General features: G+C 75.4%; 7 protein-coding genes and 2 pseudogenes. 4 read left to right on the forward strand and 5 right to left on the reverse strand.

The features are described 5' to 3' along the window. The first annotated feature begins 187 nt into the window (after positions 1 to 187). Positions 188 to 8,578, forward strand: coding sequence for a type I polyketide synthase (locus ACSU6Z_RS28525; protein ID WP_437049982.1), 8,391 nt, complete (start codon positions 188 to 190; stop codon positions 8,576 to 8,578). Between the two features lie 14 nt (positions 8,579 to 8,592). On the opposite strand, the gene ACSU6Z_RS28530 is transcribed toward ACSU6Z_RS28525, so the two are convergent. Next, positions 8,593 to 8,943 carry a hypothetical protein gene (locus ACSU6Z_RS28530; RefSeq protein ID WP_437049983.1) on the reverse strand — a complete coding sequence of 117 codons (351 nt, stop codon included), beginning with the start codon at positions 8,941 to 8,943 and terminating at the stop codon, positions 8,593 to 8,595. Between the two features lie 352 nt (positions 8,944 to 9,295). Here ACSU6Z_RS28530 and ACSU6Z_RS28535 point away from each other — a divergent pair, with 352 nt between their 5' ends. Further along, positions 9,296 to 9,505 carry a hypothetical protein gene (locus tag ACSU6Z_RS28535; RefSeq protein ID WP_437049985.1) on the forward strand — a complete coding sequence of 70 codons (210 nt, stop codon included), beginning with the start codon at positions 9,296 to 9,298 and terminating at the stop codon, positions 9,503 to 9,505. A gap of 76 nt (positions 9,506 to 9,581) precedes the next feature. Then, positions 9,582 to 10,271 (forward strand): restriction endonuclease, encoded by a 690-nt coding sequence (locus tag ACSU6Z_RS28540; RefSeq protein WP_437049987.1) that lies wholly within the window; start codon positions 9,582 to 9,584, stop codon positions 10,269 to 10,271. 104 nt (positions 10,272 to 10,375) lie between these two features. On the opposite strand, the pseudogene ACSU6Z_RS28545 reads toward ACSU6Z_RS28540, so the two are convergent. From ACSU6Z_RS28545 to ACSU6Z_RS28555, 3 genes and pseudogenes are all read right to left on the reverse strand, one after another. After that, positions 10,376 to 11,090: pseudogene (locus ACSU6Z_RS28545) on the reverse strand (IS5 family transposase); the annotation flags it as partial. 561 nt (positions 11,091 to 11,651) lie between these two features. Next, positions 11,652 to 12,797: a homoserine O-acetyltransferase MetX gene (metX, locus tag ACSU6Z_RS28550; RefSeq protein WP_437049988.1), complete on the reverse strand. Its 1,146-nt coding sequence runs from the start codon at positions 12,795 to 12,797 to the stop codon at positions 11,652 to 11,654. Beyond that, a complete protein-coding gene (locus tag ACSU6Z_RS28555) occupies positions 12,798 to 14,156 on the reverse strand; it encodes a bifunctional o-acetylhomoserine/o-acetylserine sulfhydrylase (RefSeq protein WP_437049990.1) in 1,359 nt (452 codons plus the stop codon). Positions 14,157 to 14,545: 389 nt separating this feature from the next. On the opposite strand from ACSU6Z_RS28555, the pseudogene ACSU6Z_RS28560 reads away from it, so the two are divergent. Then, positions 14,546 to 14,695 (forward strand): annotated as a pseudogene (locus ACSU6Z_RS28560) (ParA family protein); the annotation flags it as partial. Positions 14,696 to 15,091: 396 nt separating this feature from the next. Here ACSU6Z_RS28560 and ACSU6Z_RS28565 read toward each other — a convergent pair. Then, positions 15,092 to 15,790 carry a hypothetical protein gene (locus tag ACSU6Z_RS28565; RefSeq protein WP_437049992.1) on the reverse strand — a complete coding sequence of 233 codons (699 nt, stop codon included), beginning with the start codon at positions 15,788 to 15,790 and terminating at the stop codon, positions 15,092 to 15,094. Positions 15,791 to 16,036: the final 246 nt, after the last annotated feature.

The raw sequence follows: 16,036 nt of genomic DNA on the forward strand, positions 1-16,036 counted from the left end.
GGAGGGCCTGTCGCCACGCGCGTTCGTGTTCGGGCAGACCACGGCCGCGAGAGCCGCCGACGCGGTCGTCGTGCCGGGAGACGGCAGCCGGCGGCCCGCTTCGCGACGGCCACCGTGCCGGGGCCCGAGGGAACCGGGCGGGACCCGCCGCCATCTTCACCTACGAGTCCACGGGAGGGTCGAGCGAGTGAGCGCAGACGCGGACGTCATCAGGCCGCTGCCCAGGACGCTTCGGGCGCACGCCCGGTCGCTCGGGGAGAAGGTCGCCTTCGAGGACCGCCGTACGCGGCTGACCTACCGGGACCTGGAGCGCGGGACCGGGCGGTTGGCCGGCCACTTGGCCAGGGCCGGTCTGGCGCGGGGCGAGCGGGTGGCCGTCCTGCTCGGCAACCGCGTCGAGGCGGTCGAGAGCCTGCTCGCCGTCACCCGGGCGAGCGGGGTGGGCGTACCGCTGGATCCCGGGAGCCCGGAGGCGGAACTGGCCCGCCTGCTGGACGACTGCGGCGCGCGCGTGCTCATCACCGACGAGGCGCGGCTGGCGCGCCGGCCGGGACTGCTGTCCCGCCCCGGGCTGATCGTGGTGGTGGCCGAGGGCGGTGAGGAGGACGACGGCGCCCCGCCGTCCGGGGACTTCGGAACGCCGGCGGGCGGGGCCGGCGCGGCGGGCGGCGTCCTGCGGTACGAGGAACTGGTGTCCACGGAGCCGGGGACGCCCGCCCGGGACGATCTCGGGCTGGACGAGACGGCGTGGCTGCTCTACACCTCCGGGTCCTCCGGCACGCCCAAGGGAGTGCTGTCCACCCAGCGCAACCGCCTCGCGCCGGTCGCGGCGGGCCTCGTCGGCGTCCTCGGTCTGTCGGCCCGGGACCGGGTGCTGTGGCCGCTGCCCCTCCACCACGCCATGAGCCAGGTGGTCTGCGTCCTCGGGGTGACCGCGACCGGGGCGAGCGCCGTGCTCCGGCCCCGGTTCTCGGTGGCGGAGGTGCTCGGCGAACTGCGCCGCAGGGACGCCCCTTACACCCTCCTCGGCGGGGTGCCGACGACGTACTCGGCCCTGCTCGACGCGGTCCGGGGCGAGGAGGTCGACGGGAACGGCGGCGGACTCGGGGCGCCCGCGCTGCGGGGATGCGTCAGCGGGGGCGCCCCGGCGGGGCCCGGGTTCCGCGACTCCTTCGAGGCGACCTGCCGGGTCCCCTACCTGGAGCACTACGGCAGTACCGAGGCGGGCCCGGTCACCATGGCGGCACCGGGCGGCACATCGGCGGCCGGTTCGTGCGGCCGGGTGCTGCCCGGCACCCGGGTCCGGGTCGGCGGCGGCGCGGACGGACAGGACACCGGCGAGGGCGAGTTGTGGGTGAGCGGGCCCGGAGTCATGGTCGGCTACCACGGCAGGCCGGAGGCCACCGCCGAGGTGCTGCGCGACGGCTGGTTCCGCACCGGCGACCTGGCCAGGATCGAGGCGTCCGGCGAACTCGCGATCACCGGCCGGGCGAGTGAGCTGATCATCCGGGGCGGGGAGAACATCCACCCCTCGGAGGTGGAGGCGGTGCTGCGGCGGCTGCCCGGGGTGGCGGACGCCGCCGTGGCCGGACGCCCGCACCCCGTCCTCGGGGAGGTGCCGGTCGGCTATCTGGTCCCCGCGCCGGGCAGCGGCGCACCGGACAGGGGAGCGGTCCTCGCCGCCTGCCGCGCGGAACTGTCCCCTTCCAAGGTGCCCGCCGAACTGTACGAGGTGGCGGACATCCCCCGTACCGCCTCCGGGAAGGTCCGGCGCCACGCCCTCGCCGGCCGGCCCGCGCGCACGCTGGGCGCGAGGGCGGCCGGGGAGCCGGCGGTGGACCTGCTGGCCCTGGTGCGCGGCGAGGCGGCGGCCGTGCTCGGCCGTACGGCGGAGGCGGTGGAGCCCGAAACGGCGCTCCGGGACCTGGGCATGGACTCGCTGACGGCGACGGTGCTGCGGGAGCGGCTGGCGGCGGCGACCGGCCTGCCGCTCTCCGCGGCCGTCGCCTTCGACTTCCCCACGGCCGCCGCGCTCGCCGCCCACCTCCGTTCGCGCGGCGCCGCCGCACCGCCGGGCGCCGGGACCGCGCATCGGGGCGAGGTCCGGCCGGACGGCGATCCCGTGGTGATCGTGGGGATGGCCTGCCGCTATCCAGGGGGCGTGACCTCCCCCGAGGAGCTGTGGCGGCTGGTGGCCGACGGGAGGGACGCCATCGGTCCGTTCCCCACCGACCGGGGCTGGGACACGCAGACGCTGTACGACCCGGACCCCGGCCGGCCCGGCCGGACGTATGTGCGTGAGGGCGGCTTCCTGGCCGGCGTGGACCGCTTCGACCCCGGCTTCTTCGGCATCTCCCCCCGCGAGGCCCTGGCCATGGACCCGCAGCACCGGCTGCTGCTCGAAGTGGCGTGGGAGGCCTTCGAGCGCGCCGGTCTCGTCCCCCGCACCCTGCGCGGCTCGTCGACCGGGGTGTACGTCGGGCTGATGTACAGCGACTACGCCGGCCGCGTCACGGAGGTGCCCGAGCACGTCGAGGGCTACCTCGGCCTCGGCAGCGCCGGAAGCGTCGCCTCGGGCCGCATCGCCTACACCTTCGGCCTTCAGGGCCCGGCCCTCACGGTGGACACGGCGTGCTCGTCGTCCCTGGTGGCCCTGCACCTGGCGGCCCAGGCGCTGCGCCGGGGCGAGTGTTCCTTCGCGCTGGCCGGCGGGGTGACGGTGATGTCGGGGCCCTCGTCGTTCGTGGAGTTCAGCCGGCAGCGGGCGCTGGCCCCGGACGGCCGCTGCAAGGCGTTCGGCGCGTCCGCCGACGGCGCGGGATGGGCCGAGGGCGCCGGCATGCTGCTGCTGAGCCGGTTGTCCCAGGCGCGCCGCGCCGGGCTCCCGGTGCTGGCCGTGGTGCGCGGCTCGGCGGTGAACCAGGACGGGGCCAGCAACGGGCTGACGGCACCGCACGGCCCGGCGCAGCAGCGGGTGATCCGGCAGGCCCTCGCGGACGCGGGGCTGGCCCCCGGGGACATCGACGCGGTGGAGGCGCACGGCACCGGCACCCGGCTGGGCGACGTCATCGAGGCGGAGGCGTTCTCGGCGACGTACGGGCGACAGCCGCGGGAGCGTCCGCTGTGGCTGGGCTCGGTGAAGTCGAACATCGGTCACACCCAGGCCGCCGCCGGGGTGGCGGGCGTGATCAAGACGGTGCAGGCGATGGCCCACGGCGTGCTGCCGCGCACGCTGCACGCCGACGAACCGAACCCCCGCATCGACTGGTCGTCGGGGCGGCTGGCGCTGCTGACCCGGGAGGCGGAGTGGCCGAGGACGGGCCGCCCGCGCCGGGCGGGGGTGTCCTCCTTCGGCATCAGCGGCACCAACGCCCACGTGGTGCTGGAGGAGGCCCCGGTGCATCGGGACGCCCCGCCGCCGGTTCCCGCGGCCGGTGACGGGGCCGGGAGCGGCCGCGCCGAGGGCGGGGCGGCGCCGGCACCCGCGGCCGCTCCGGTGCCGGCGCCCGTGGCGGTCGCGGTGTCGGCGCGGAGCGGGCCGGGGCTGCGGGCCCAGGCGCGGCGGCTGTACGACCGGGTGGCCGCCGACCCGGACGCGGCCCCGGTGGACATCGGGTACTCGCTCGCCACCACCCGCACGGCCTTCGAACACCGGGCCGTGGTGGTGGCCCGGGACCGTGCGGAACTGCTCGCCGCCCTGCGGGCGGTGGCGGAGGGCGGAAGCCGGCCCGGGGTGCGGACGGGCACGACCCGCCGCCGGGGCCCGCTGGCCCTGCTCTTCACCGGCCAGGGCAGCCAGCGCGCGGGCATGGGCCGTGAGCTGTACGAGTCCCGGGAACTGCATCCGGGCTTCGCCCGGTCGTTCGACGAGAGCTGTTCCCTGCTCGACCCGCTGCTGCCGGTGCCCCTGCGGGACGTCGTGTTCGCCGGCTCCGGCACGGAGGCGGGCGCGCTCCTGCACACGACCCGGTTCGCGCAGCCGGCGCTCTTCGCCCTGGAGACGGCCCTGTTCCGGCTGCTCGAAACCTGGGGCGTGCGCCCGGACCTGGTGGCCGGGCACTCGGTGGGCGAGGTGACCGCGGCGCATGTCGCCGGGGTGCTGTCCCTCGCGGACGCCTGCACCCTGGTGGCGGCCCGGGGCCGCCTGATGGACGCGCTGCCGGCGGGCGGTGCGATGGCCGCCGTGGCCGCCGGCCCGGACGAGGTGGCCGAAGCGGCCGCCCGGCTCGCCGGGGTGGGGCGTGCGGTGGAGATCGCCGCCGTCAACGGGCCCGCCTCGGTGGTCGTCTCCGGGGACGAGGCCGCGGTCGGGGAGACCGTCGCGTACTTCCGGGAGCGGGGCCGGTCCGCCACGCCGCTGCGGGTGAGTCACGCCTTCCACTCCGCGCGGATGGAACCCGTGCTGGCCGGCTTCGCGGACGTGGTGCGGCGCCTCTCCTTCGCCGCGCCGCGGACTCCCCTGATCAGCGCTGTGTCCGGCCGGGCGGCCACCGAGGAGGAGCTGAGCTCGCCCACGTTCTGGGTGGACCACGTGCGCCGCCCGGTCCGCTTCGCTGATTCGGTGGCGCACCTCCGGGACCGGGGCGCGGCGCACTACGTCGAGCTGGGGCCGGACGGCGTGCTCACCGGCCTGGTCCACAGCTGCCTCGACGCGACCGGAGCGGCTCCGGCGGGCACGGGCACGGACGGGGAACTTGCCGGCGAGCGGACCTCGACGCCGCTGGTCCTGCCGACCCTGCGCGGGGCGCGGCCGGAGGCGGACGCCCTGCTGGACACCGTGGCCGCGCTGCACACCCATGGCGTGCCCGTCGACTGGCGGGCCGTCCTCGCCGGACGCGGCGGGCGGCGCGTCACCCTGCCCACCTACGCCTTCCAGCGCCGCCGGTACTGGCTCGACGCCACCCCCCGGCACCCGGCCGCCCCCCGGTCGGGCACCCGCGCCCCGGCCCATCCGCTGCTGTCGTCCCGCACCGTGACGGCCGACGACGACGGGCTGCTGCTGAGCGGGTTGCTCCCGGCGCACGACCAGCCCTGGCTGGCCGACCACGTGGTGGCGGGGACGGTACTGCTGCCGGCGGCCGCGTTCGTGGAGATGGCCCTGCACGCCGGTGAATCGGCCGGCACGCCCGTCCTGGACGAACTCGCCCTGACCGCGCCGCTGTCGCTGCCCGCGGACGGCACGGTCGAGCTGCAGGTGAAGGTGTCCGGGCCGGACGGCGCGGGACGGCGGGCCGTGGTCTTCCACGCCCGGCCGCACACGCCGGCCGGTGACCGGCCCTGGCAGCGGCACGCCTCCGGGACGCTCAAGCCGGAGCCGGAGCCGGAGCCGGAGCCGGAGCCGGCGGACCGCGGTGGACCCTGGCCACCGCCGGGCGCGATACCGCTGCACGCCGGCCGGCCGGACGCCGATCCGTACGAGCGGCTGGCCGAAAGCGGGCTGAGCTACGGCCCCGCCTTCCGCGGTCTGCGCGCGGCCTGGAGGCTCGGGGCCGATCTGTACGCCGAGGTCGCGCTGCCCGAAGCCGCGGCGGCCACGCTCCCGCAGGCCGACGGCCCCGAGTTCGCGCTCCATCCCGCCCTGCTGGACGCGGCGCTGCACGCCCTGGCGCTCGACGGCCGCGCCCTCGAGCCCGGCGGGACGGACGGCGGTGGGGTGTCCCTGCCGTTCGCCTTCGGCGGGGTGCGGCTGCACACCGCCGGCGCGCGGCGGCTGCGGGTGAGGATCACGCCCGGGCCGGACGGGCGGGCCGGGCTGGAGCTGACCGACGCGTCCGGCACGCCGGTGGCGACGGTGCGTTCGCTGACGCTCCGGTCCCTTCCGCGTACCGGACCGGGAACGGCTGCCGCGGTCACCGGGATGCTCCACCGGATCGCCTGGGTACCGCTGCCCGAGCCGCCCGCACCCGCGGCGGTGCCCCCGTGGGGCGTTCTGTCGGCGGCCGGCACACCACTGGTGGACGTGCTCGCGCCCCCGGGCTCCGGCGTTCCGGTGTACGCCGGCCCCGAGGCGGACGGCGCGGCCCCGGCCGTCCTCGTCGCGCCCTGCCCGCCACCACCGCAGGCGACCGGTGACACACGGGACTCGGCGGCGCAGGCCCGGTGGGCGGCGGGCTGGGCACTGAAGCTGGTACAGGAGTGGCTCGCCCACCCGCGTCCGGCGGGCTCCCGCCTCGTCCTCGTCACCTCCGGCGCCGTCACCCCGGACGGCGGCGGCACCGGTGCCGCGGACCGGGCCGCCTCCGGCGGACGCGCTTCCGTACCGGCCCACGCGCCGGTGTGGGGGCTGGTCCGCTCGGCCCTGCGGGAGAACCCGGGCCGCTTCGCCCTGATCGACACGGACGCTCACCCCGGCTCCTGGCGCTCCCTGCCCGCCCTGCTGGCCGCTGCGGCGCCGGAGATCGCCGTACGACGGGGAACGGCGTACGTACCGAAACCGGTACCGGTGACCGGGACGACGGAGGAACGACGGCCCGCAAGGCGGCTCGGCCCGAAGGGCACCGTCCTGGTCACCGGCGGCACCGGTGCCCTGGGCATGCTCGTGGCACGGCACCTGGTCGCCGCCCATGGCGTCCGGCACCTGCTGCTCGCCGGCCGGCGCGGACGGGACGCGCCGGGAGTGAGGGAACTCGTGGCGGAATTGGACGAGTCGGGCGCCGAGGTGACCGTCCGGGCGTGCGACGTCGCGGACCGGACGGCACTCGCCGCCCTGCTCGGCTCGGTGCCGGCGGCCCATCCGCTGACCGGCGTGGTGCACGCCGCGGGAGTGCTGGACGACGGCATCGTCCCGGCGCTCACCGCCGACCGCCTGGAGCGGGTGCTGCGGCCCAAGGCGGACGCCGCCCTCGCCCTGCACGAGCTGACCCGGGGGTGCGACCTGGCCGTGTTCGCGCTGTTCTCCTCGGTGGCGGGCACCTTCGGCTCCGCCGGTCAGGCCGGCTACGCGGCCGCCAACTGCGTGCTGGACGCACTGGCACAGCACCGCAGGCGGCTCGGTCTGCCCGGTACGTCGATCGTCTGGGGCCCCTGGCGGCAGGACGCGGGCATGACGGCGCACCTCACCGACGCGGACCTGCGGCGGATGGCCCGCTCGGGGTTCGGCCCGCTGGAGGAGGACGAGGGCCTGGCCCTCTTCGACTCCGCCGTGGCGGGCGACGACCCGGTGGTGGTGGCGGCCCGCCTCGGTCCGGGCATCCCCGGCGGTGGCGGTCCGGCGGGGGACCGGTCCCGGCCGCCCGCCCCCGCCGCAGCGGGCGGCGGGGCTCCGCTCGGCCGACGGCTGGCGGACGCTTCCCCGGACGAGCGGGGCGGGTTGCTGCTCACGGAGGTACGGGCCCTGGCGGCCTCGGTCCTGGGACACCCGGAGGGGGCCGGCGCGATCGACGGCGACGACCTGCTGGCGGACCTGGGGCTCGACTCCCTGGCCGCGGTCGAACTGCGCAACCTGCTCGTGACGTCGACGGGGCTGACGCTGCCGGCCACGCTGCTGCTGGACTTCCCGACCCCGCGAGCGGTCGCCGCCGAGCTGGCGCAGCGGTACGCCCGGGAGGCGACTCCTCCCGCCGCCCCCGCAGGGCCGGCCGCCGCCGGCCGACCGGACGGCTCCGGTCCTCCGGCGCACGACAGCGCCCCCGGCGGCCCCGGGGCGGCCGGCCGGCCGAAAATCCCGGCGCGGGTGGCGGGCCGCCCGGACGCCGCAGCTGCTCCGGACGCCTCCCTGGGCGCGCTCTTCCGTACCGCCTGCGAACGCGGGCGGACGTGGGACGGCATGGCGCTGCTCACCATCGCCGCACGCCTGCGCCCGCTCTTCGACAGCGCCGGGGCTCCCGGCGCGGCACTCGACCCCGTCACACTCGCACCGGGCGGCACGGGGCCCCGGCTGGTCTGCTTCCCCGCCCTCAGCGTGCTCTCGGGACCCCAGGAGTACGCGCGTTTCGGCGCCGGGCTGCGGGGCCTGCGGCCGGTGTCGGCGGTGCGGCACCCGGGCTTCGGGGCCGGGGAGGCGCTGCCGGCCACCCTGGACGCCCTCGTCACCGCCCAGGCCGCCACCGTCCGCGCGATCGCGGGTGACGGACCGGTGGCCCTGCTGGGCCGCTCGGCCGGCGGCTGGGTGGCCCACGCCGTGGCCGAGCGACTGGCGGCCGAAGGCGCCGCCCCGCTCGCCGTCGTCCTGCTGGACACCTACCCGAGCAGCGACGACCGTGGGCAGCCGCTCTCCGCGATGACCTCGGACATGCTGCACCGGGCCGCGGAGTTGTCTTCGGCCGGCCCGGACCGGCTCACCGCCATGGCCGGGTACTTCGAGCTGTTCGCCGGCTGGCACCCCTCGCCGCTCGGCTCTCCCACCCTCTTCGTACGGGCCCGGGATCCGCTGCCCGGCACCGAGCCCGCCCCGGCCTGGAGCCTGCCGCACACCGAGGTCACCGTGCCCGGGGACCACTTCACCGTGCTGGAGGAACACGCCCGCACCACCGCCCTCGCAGTCCACCACTGGCTGGCCGATCCCGACCGGCACCACCCCGCCGCCCGGCACCGCCCGGAGGCCCCCGGCCCCCATCCGGCCCCCGGCGAGCCACGGTGACCCCGGCCCCCGGATCACCCGACCGCGGCACACGCCGACCTGACGGACTCCCGGGCGACGCCGCCGGCGGCTCGTCCGGGAAGAGGCGAGGGCGGACGGACCTCACCCGCGTACTCGGCGTGTACGCGCCCCGGGTGGCCCTTCCAGGCCGGGGCCGGGCTGACGACCGGTAGCTTGCAAGCGGTGACGACACCGTAGGTTTTCCAGGTGAGGACCACCTCGTCCGCGCCGGCCGCCGCGACGTTCGCGAGTTCCACGATCCCGGTGAGCGCGTCTTGCCCCACCGTGAGCGGACGCACCCGGATCAGCCCGACCAGCCCGACCAGCTCGCCGCGCGCCAGCGGCATCATGACCGGACGCGTCACGGCCCCTCGCCCAACCCCGCGGTGTACGCCTCCTCGTCACGCCGACCAGCGCGCGCCGTATCCGCGCGTCCGCGGAAGCCCCCTCGCTGATGCCGTCTCGACCACTGCCGACCCCGCCACGCGGGCTGTCACCGTGTCAGCGGGGTGATCAGCCGGCCGCGGAGCGCGCTGACGGAAGGCACCGTGCACGTCCACGACTGATCCAGCGCGCTATTCGGTCAGGCCCGATGGCTTTGTGCCATTCGTCGGCAACCCGCCTCCGACATCACCAAGACGCCGCTACACAGGAAAGCCGGCGGCGGCATTCAGCCGTCCGCGGGGTGAAGGCCGATCGGCGGGGAGGTCGGGGCGGTTGGTGACCATCAACGTGGCGGTGCTGCTCGCAGTCATCGTCGTCTGGCGGCTGCGGCGGCGTACGGAGGCCCGCAGCCGCTTCGACGAGAGGCTGACCGTCGCCATCGTTCTGGCGCTGGGAGTCCTGATCGCTCCCACTCCGGTCGGTGAGGGGATCGCGAACATCCTGGGGCAGCTCGCGAGCGGCGTCACCCAGGCCAGTCGATGAGCCCCCGCAGCCGCACGGTCCGGACGGTGCTCGCTGGCGCACCCTGCGCATCACGGGATGGGGGAACGGGGAAGTGATGGCGACACGCCGACGGCGCCGGCGCTTGAGGAAGCGGACCCGCAGGCGACTGCGGGCCTGGGGCGCGGTGGCGGCGTCGGCAGCAGTGGTGTGGGCCGCCGGGAACTGGTCGAGGGTGTGGCCCGTCCTGGTGGCCGTACTCGCCGTGGCCGCGGTGGGCGGGGCGACCTGGGTGCTGCTGCGGGCGCACCGTCGCGCGGTCGGCCAGGACCGGGCGTGGCGGGCGCAGGAGGAGGCCCGGGCGTGCGAGTTGTCCATGGCCGAGGTCGACGCCTTGTCGTGGCAGGAGTTCGAGACGTACATCGCGCAGCTGTGCCGACGGGACGGCTGCACCAAGGTCGTGGTCAGCGGCAGGAGCGGCGACCTGGGCGCGGACGTGGTCGGCTACCTGGCCGACGGCCGCAAGCTCGTCGTCCAGTGCAAGAAGTACGCGCCGCAACGGAGCGTGTCCTCGCAGGACATGCAGAAATTCGTCGGCACCGCCCGCCTCGAGCACGGCGCGGACGTCGCCTTGTTCGTCACCACCTGCCGCACGTTCACGAAAGCCGCGCTGGGCCTGGCGCTGCGCCAGGACATCGTGGCCCTGAACCGCGACCTGCTGGGCTCCTGGGTCAAAGGTGCCCACCTGGAGACGCTGATCCCGCTGAACGGCCGCGGCGGCGGCACCAGGAAACGCCCCTCCGCCTGACCGCGGCATGGTCCGACGGCGCCGATGGGCCTGCGGTCAGGTCCAGGCCTCCAGCCATTCGCGCCGAGCGGTGTGAGGCCAGGCGGATTGGACCGTGTCCTACCTGTGAGGTGGATGAGTCGCTTGTGGCAGCAGAGGGCGGCGGCAGGACCGAGGAACCCCAGGTGGTTGCGGGGATCGCGTTCGTAGCGAGGGTTGAGGCGGTGGTAGCCGGACAGCCAGGACATCGTCCGCTCGACGACCCATCGGCGGCGCCCCCATCCCTCGCCGGACTCGATGCCTTTGCGGGCGATCCGTACGCCGATCCGCTTGCCTCGCAGCCATCTGCGCAGATCGGCCCGGTCGTAGGCTTTGTCGGCGTGGAGGCGCTGGGGTTTGAAGCGGCGACCGCGGTGGGGGTCGTGTCTCGTTTGGTGCCCCTCCACCATCGGCTTCAGTCCTTCGCTGTCGTGGACATTGCCGGCGGAGACGCCTCCAAGGAGGGGCAGGCCGTTCGCGTCCGGCAGGATGTGCATCCTGGAACCCGGCTTGCCCCGGTCCACGGGGTTCGGACCTGTGTGTTCGCCCCCTTTTTTTGGCCCTGACGTGGGCGGTGTCGAGGGTGACGCGGGAGACGTCCAGGAGCCCGACATCGTCCAGGCGGTGCAGCACGGCTTCGTGGAGCCGGCCCCATACGCCCGCCCTCGACCAGATCAGGAACCGGCGGTGGACGGTCGACTTCGATACCCCGAAGCAGGGCGGCAGCGACCGCCGGGCGCACCCGCTGACCAGCACATGGACGAACACCGTCTCATCAGGCGCGTTCTGCGTTCCCCGCCCCATACCGAGCCAACGTCTCCCTCACCACGTAGGACATGGCCGAATAGAGGAGTTGGGACTCCGGCAGAGCTGCGGGCGGACTGGGTCATGTTTCGACAATGCCGCCGCGGAGAGCTTCTGGGCCCTCCTGAAGGAGGGGATCGGTACCCGGACCCGGCCCGACCGGGCGCCCGCCCGCGCCGAGGTCTTCCAACCGGGCGCCACGGAGGACTTCGAGCGGGCGCGGCGGCCCGCGACCCAGCCGGAAGGGATGCGCCGCGCCTTCGCTGCTGGTCCGGAGACGGAGAGGAGGCCAACCGGGGGTGTCGTCCTGGGGTTCCAAGGAGGCGTACGACCTCTGGTGGGCGTCCGAGCCCGAGGGCCAGCGGCGTGTTGTCGTGGCTCTGCACGTGGAGGAGCGAAAGGACCTCTGTCGAGGCCGCGGACTCGGAATCCCCAGCGGTATACCGGACTGAAGGGGCCGCGGCGAGCCTGCCGGTCCGCTCCATGGAGTCGGCCGGAACGGTGAAGGCGCCCGCCGGGGCAACGGGAGCGGGGGGCCGCAACGAGGGCGTACCGGTTTCAGCCCAGCAGCTCGTGGACCAGCGCTGCCACCTGCCCGGTCTCGATGAGGAACCCGTCGTGCCCGTACGGCGACTCCATCACCCTGAGTCCGTCGGCGCCCGGGATCAGCGCGGCCAGTTCCGCCTGCTGGGCGGGCGGGTAGAGGCGGTCGGAGTCCACCCCGGCGACCAGGGTGGGCACGGTCACCCGCCGCAGGGCGGCCCGCACACCGCCGCGGCCCCGGCCCACGTCGTGGGCGTTCATCGCCTCGGTCAGGACGACGTAACTCGCCGCGTCGAAACGCCGTACCAGCTTGGCCGCGTGGTGGTCGAGATAGGACTGCACCTGGTAGCGGCCGCCCCGCCACGGGTCCTCCGCCTCCTGCGGCAGACGGCCGAAGCGGACCTGGAGTTCCGGCTCGCTGCGGTAGGTGACGTGGGCCAGCCGGCGGGCGAGCCCCAGCCCGGTGTGCGGCCCGCGGCCGGTGTCGTGGTAGTCGCCGCCCTGCCAGTTCGGGTCCGCGCGGATGGCCCGCACCTGGATGTGGGCCCACGCGATCTGCTCCGCGCTCGCCGCCGCCGCCGTCGCCAGGAGCAGCAGCGCGCCCGTTCGTGCCGGGTACGACACCGCCCACTCCACGGCCCGCATCCCGCCCATCGAGCCTCCGACGACCAACGCCCACCGGTCGATGCCCAGCGCGTCCGCGAGACCGGCTTCCGCGGCCACCTGGTCGCGCGGGGTCAGGAACGGGAACGCCCCGCCCCACGACCGCTCGCCGCCGGGACGCGGGGAGGCCGGCCCCGTGCTGCCCTGGCAGCCGCCGAGCACGTTCGGCGCGACGACGAACCAGCGGCCGGGGTCCAGCGCCCGGCCCGGACCGATCAGGGGATCCCACCAGCCGGGCGTCGGATGCCCGGGCCCGGCCGGGCCCGCGGCGTGGCTGTCCCCGGTGAGCGCGTGCAGCACCAGTACGGCGTTGGAGCGGTCCGGCGCGAGCGTCCCCCAGGTCTCGAACGCGATCCGCACACCCGGTAGTTCGCCGCCCGCCTCCAACGGCAGTGGTTTCTCCGCTTCGTGCCACCGGCGCCGGCCTGGCGGGTCCCCCTCCCGCCAGGCCCCGGTGGGCGGCGGCAGGGGCGCCTCGACAGCGGTGACGGCGCGCATCTACGCGCCCTTGGCCGCACGGAAACCGGCCTCCAGGTCCGCCTTCAGGTCGGCCAGGGACTCGATGCCCACCGACAGGCGCACCAGCCCCGGCGCGGTACCGGTGGCCGCCAACTGGTCCTCGTCCAACTGGCTGTGCGTGGTGGACGCGGGATGGATGATCAGACTGCGTACGTCACCGATGTTGGCGAGGTGACTGAACAGCTCCACGCCGTCCACGAACCGCCGGCCCGCGTCGACACCGCCGCGCAGCTCGAAGGAGACGACCGCACCGGCACCGCGCGGCAGGTACCGTTGCCCGGCCTCGTACCACCTGCTGGACGGCAGGCCCGGATAGTGCACGGCGGCGACCTCGTCCCGCTGCTCCAGCCACTGCGCGAGCGCCTGGGCGTTGGCCGTGTGCCGCTCCATCCGCAGGCTCAGCGTCTCCACGCCTTGGAGCAGCAGGAACGCGGAGTGCGGGGAGAGCGCCGGGCCGAGATCGCGCAGCAACTGCACCCGGAGCTTGACCGCGTAGGCACCGGGGCCGAGCGCGGGCCAGTACCGCAGGCCGTGGTAGCTCGGGTCCGGCTCGGTGAAGTCCGGGAACCTGTCGGCGTGCGCGCCGAAGTCGAAGGTACCGCCGTCCACGACCACGCCCGCGATGGCGGTGCCGTGGCCGCCGAGGAACTTCGTGGCCGAGTGCACGACGATGTCCGCGCCGTGCTCGAGGGGGCGGAGCAGATACGGGGTCGGCACCGTGTTGTCCACGATCAGCGGAACGCCCGCCGCGTGCGCCACGTCGGCCACCGCCCGCACGTCGAGCACGTTGCCGCGAGGATTGCCCAGCGACTCCGCGAACAGCGCCTTGGTGTTCGGCCGGATCGCCGCCCGCCACGCCTCCGCGTCGTCCGGGTCGACGAAGGACACCTCGATGCCGAGCCGGGGCAGCGTGTGGCGGAACAGGTTGTAGGTGCCGCCGTAGAGGGAGGCGCTGGAGACGATGTGGTCGCCGGCGCCCGCCAGGGTGAGGACGGCCAAGGTCTCCGCCGCCTGCCCGGAGGACAGCGCCACGGCCGCCACGCCGCCCTCCAGGGCGGTGATCCGCTGCTCGAAGACGTCCTGGGTGGGGTTGTGGATCCGGGTGTAGATGTTGCCGGGCTCGGCGAGCGCGAACAGGTCGGCGGCGTGCCGGGTGTCCCGGAACACGAACGACGCGGTCTGGTAGATCGGTGTGGCGCGGGCACCGGTGACCGGGTCGGGCACGGCACCGGCATGGACCTGCCTGGTCTCGAAGGACCACGCCGGTGTGCCGGGACCGGCGGACGGTTCCTCGGGGGTGGGGCGGGCGGTGGCGGAGTCGGCGGGCCGGCTGCTCATGGTGCTCCTCGTGCGGGAGAGCTGCGCTGGGTTGCGATGAGGTAAGCACGGCCCGCCACCCGGGCACAGGGTGATACGCGAGCGTGCAACGAGGACTTCACAAACGACATTCGCGTGCAACGACCCTCCGCGCCGGGACCGGGGCGACGGACCTCGTGCGGGAGTCCGGGGCCGGTTCTCCCGTACACACCGTCAGCGGCGCACCGGCCGCCGGTCCGGCCGGTGGGCCACCGCACGGAGCGATGGGCACATGGCATGGCGCCGCTCGCCGTAAGCCGGTCGGTACAGGGGGCCGTATCGCGATTGCCCCGCAGGGCGACGGCACCCCGCTGCCGGCGGTGCCGTGCGACGTGCTCGGGCTTGGCGGGGCGAGCAGGGGGACCGGGGACGATCACGGCGTGATCATCGTCGACTGCCCGCCCGGTCCCGGCCTCGGCATGGACGCCGCCGTCTACTACGGACGGCGTCGCGACGGTGAGGGCCCCGGACCATCCGGCGCTCCGATCGTCCTTCGGGCCGAGGACAGCTTTGCGGACGCCGAGGGGGACCCACATCCCGCGACGCACGGATCACGCAAGCCGCGGCCACAGGACCCCACCAAGCGGGAACGCCGGGACCGGCCGAAGGCTGACCGGCCACCTTGACGTGCCTTTCCGCTTCGCGTCCTCAGACGTCCCCCGTGACGACATCCCGCGCTGAGGACGATCCAGCGGTTGACGCACTCCTTCCGGTCGAGGAAGCCGGGCCATGGGCCACCCGGGACGTTTACGTCGCGGGCTCGATGCCGGGTTTTCCCTCAATCCCCCGGAGCGAAGGGGATGTCCCAGGACAGCAAGACCCGATGGGAGGAATCGACGCGTAGCAGATCGGCGTGTTTGCGTCGCGTCGCGGCGGCCGACGCCGCACGAGCCCGTGTCCCCCGCAGGAAACACGCGCTACCGGGCGGTGATGCCCCGGAAGCCGGGCCCGAGCCCGCGCCGCCTGCCGCGTGACGCGGTGGCCAGCCGAGCGGTGAGAGTCGCGATCACCGCTTGGGCGGCCTGCGGAGTGAGACCGGCGCTCACCTGCCCCGAAGACAGGACCCGTGCGTACGCGCCGGTGCTGTGGGAGCGGAGAGCCCCGGCGAGAGCGGCAGCCGCGGTTTCGGCCGGTCCTTCACCCCATCCGGCATCGGCCTGCTGCGCCTGGTGGGGGAGGGCGCTCGAGGGCCGGTCGAGGAGGACGGCGAGGGCCTGCGCCTCGGGTGCGTTCAGCGTCACGGTGACCAGCGCGGCCCCGAGCTGGTGGACATGGTGCGGGACCAGGCCGTGAGCGGTGAGCGCCTGACGCAGCGCCGTACTCGTCCCGGACGTGGTCCTGCCTCCGGCGTCCTCGCCCGGGCGGGCACCGGCGCGGGCCTGTTCGGCGCGCTCGACGACGGCGGCCGCCGCGACCGGTACGACGGCGAGGATCTCCGCGCACTCCGGGTCGAGCTGGGACAGGGCACCGGCCAAGACCTCGAGGGCGGCGGCCACGTCCTCCACCGCGCTTGCGCTCCACTGCGTCGGGCCGGCGGCGTCGGCCAGCTCGCACGCGGCGACGACGGCCTCCTCCGCCAGCTTTTCCACCCTGCCCGGCTCACCAGTCAGCCTCATGTCCCGCCCACCTGTGATCAGCGCAAGGTCATGCGCTGATCACATGATGCCGTCCGTGCCTGCGGCACCGAGTTCGCGGGCCGCGCAGCCACCGGCCGGGACCGCCCCGGAAACCGCTGGCCGTGTCAGGTCGCGGGGCACCGGCGAGCCCGTGGACGGAGGTACGGTGCTTCGGCCACCGGTGGAACCGATGCCGGCGCAGGCCCGGGACACGGCGCCCGCGCCCGGCGCGCTCCCTGGTGAGCT

The organism is Streptomyces sp. enrichment culture (assembly GCF_964273145.1).
Taxonomy (GTDB): Bacteria; Actinomycetota; Actinomycetes; order Streptomycetales; family Streptomycetaceae; genus Streptomyces.

What these genes read in the sequence shown, in the direction of transcription:
- ACSU6Z_RS28565 (WP_437049992.1), bottom strand. Translation starts at nt 15,790, where the DNA reads ATGAGGCTGACTGGTGAGCCGGGCAGGGTGGAAAAGCTGGCGGAGGAG.
- metX (WP_437049988.1), bottom strand. Translation starts at nt 12,797, where the DNA reads ATGCGCGCCGTCACCGCTGTCGAGGCGCCCCTGCCGCCGCCCACCGGG.
- ACSU6Z_RS28555 (WP_437049990.1), bottom strand. Translation starts at nt 14,156, where the DNA reads ATGAGCAGCCGGCCCGCCGACTCCGCCACCGCCCGCCCCACCCCCGAG.
- ACSU6Z_RS28540 (WP_437049987.1), top strand. Translation starts at nt 9,582, where the DNA reads ATGGCGACACGCCGACGGCGCCGGCGCTTGAGGAAGCGGACCCGCAGG.